We start from the raw sequence: 1,980 nt of genomic DNA on the forward strand, positions 1-1,980 counted from the left end.
GCCTCGATCGCCGCGTTCAGCGCCAGCAGGTTGGTCTGATAGGCGATGTCGTCGATGATGCCGATCTTCTGCGCGATCTGCTTCATCGCCTGGGTGGACGCCAGCACCGCGTCGCCGCCCTCCACCGCTTCCTTGGCCGCCTGCGCCGACATGCCCTCGGTGACCTTGGCGTTGTCGGTGTTCTGCGCGATGGACGCGGTCATCTGCTCCAGCGAGGCGCTGGTCTCCTCCACGCCGGCGGCCTGCTCGGTGGCAGCCTGGCTCAGCGACTGCGCGGTGGCGCTGACTTCCTCGGAGGAACCGGCCAGCGACTGCGCGCTGGCATTGACCTCGCCCACCACCTCCGCCAGTCGCTCGACCATCGCCTGCAGCGCCACCATCGCGCTGGTGCTGTCGTTGGGGCGGGTCGGCACCTGCACGGTGAGATCGCCGCGCGCGATTCGCGAGGCCACTTCCATCACCGTGCTCGGCTCACCGCCAAGTTCGCTCATCAGCGACCGCGCGATCAGGAAACCGATCAACGAGGCACACAGTGCCGCGACCAGACTGCCGACGATCAGGGTCAGGTTGGTGCGCTGCTGCAACTGCTCGGCCTCGGTGGCGCGCGCAGCGAGCAACTCGCTCTCGGCGCGACGCACTTCGGCCATGCGATCGCGCATCGCGTCCATGTAGGCCTTGCCCTTGGAAGCACGCACCGCAGCGCTCAGCGCCTCCATCGTCGCCTGGCCATCGTTGACGTTCTTGCGCAGCGCGATCTGCGGATGCACCGCCTGGCTGAGCCATTGCGCCTGGGTCTGCTTCAGCGCGTTCAGGCGCTCCTGCTGCTTGGGGTTGTCGGCGGTCAGCTCCTGCGCCGTGCGCAGGTGGCTTTCGAAGCTGGCGACGCCGTCGCGGTAGGGCTGCAGGAACGCGTCCTCGCCGGTCAGCGAGAAGCCGCGCGTGCCGGTCTCGATGTTGATCAGGCTGCTGAGCGCGGCATCGACTTCGGCGATCACCTTGTAGGTGTGGGTGTTCCAGTAATTGGCCTGCGACAACGCGGACACGTTGAAGTAGGCCACGCCGGCCAGGGCCAGCAGGATGCACAGGACCACGGCGAAGCCGCCGTAGAGCTTGGTTGCGATTTTGAGATTCTTCAGCACGGCACTCTCCCGACAATGGGCAGTTGTGACAACGACAGCGACACGGAACTGGCGGCGCGGCAGGCGCCGCCAGGGAATGGATCAGACGCGGCCCAGCAGCGCTTCGCTGCGGTCGCGATTGCCTGCAACGGAACGGCGCGCGGCGACGGATGGCGCACGCGGCGCCCAGCGCGAGCCAGCCGCACGCAGCGGCGCCACCGCCTCGCCGTCGTCCAGCGCGTGCGTGGCGCGGCGCGTGCCGGCGGACAACTGGAAGAACGCCATGCTGTCCTGCAACTGCACGGCCTGCGTGCTCATCGATTCGGCGGTGGCCGCCAGCTCTTCGGAGGCGGTCGCGTTCTGCTGGGTGATCTGGCTCAGCTGCACCACCGCCGCATTGATCTGGGCGACGCCGGACGATTGTTCCTGCGAGGCGGCAGCGATCTCCTGCACCAGGTCCGAGGTCTTCTTGATGCTGGGCACGATGGTCTCGAGCAGCTGACCGGCCTTCTCCGCCAGTTCCACGCTGGAACCGGCGACCTCGCCGATCTCCTGCGCGGCCACCTGGCTGCGCTCGGCCAGCTTGCGCACTTCCGCGGCCACCACCGCAAAGCCCTTGCCGTGCTCGCCGGCGCGCGCGGCCTCGATCGCCGCGTTCAATGCCAGCAGGTTGGTCTGGTAGGCGATGTCGTCGATGATGCCGATCTTGTGCGCGATCTGCTTCATCGCCGCCACCGTCGAGCGCACCGCAGCGTCGCCTTCGTTGGCTTCGCGCGCGGCTTTGGCCGCCATGCCGTAGGCGCCCTTGGAGTTCTCGGTGGTCTGTGTGATGGATGCGGTCTCCTGCTACAGCGCGGCGCGG

At 67.9% G+C, this 1,980-nt stretch carries 1 protein-coding gene and 1 pseudogene; both read right to left on the reverse strand.

Features of this window, described 5'->3' with window-relative positions:
* Window positions 1-1,139, reverse strand: a 1,139-nt coding sequence (locus tag CEK66_RS18830) for a CHASE3 domain-containing protein (protein ID WP_152237921.1), incomplete at its 3' end; no start/stop codon positions are given.
* An 81-nt stretch (window positions 1,140-1,220) separates the two neighbouring features.
* Window positions 1,221-1,980 (reverse strand): annotated as a pseudogene (locus CEK66_RS18835) (methyl-accepting chemotaxis protein); the annotation flags it as partial.

Source organism: Xanthomonas sp. LMG 12460 (genome assembly GCF_009192895.1).
GTDB classification, from domain to species: domain Bacteria; phylum Pseudomonadota; class Gammaproteobacteria; order Xanthomonadales; family Xanthomonadaceae; genus Xanthomonas_A; species Xanthomonas_A sontii.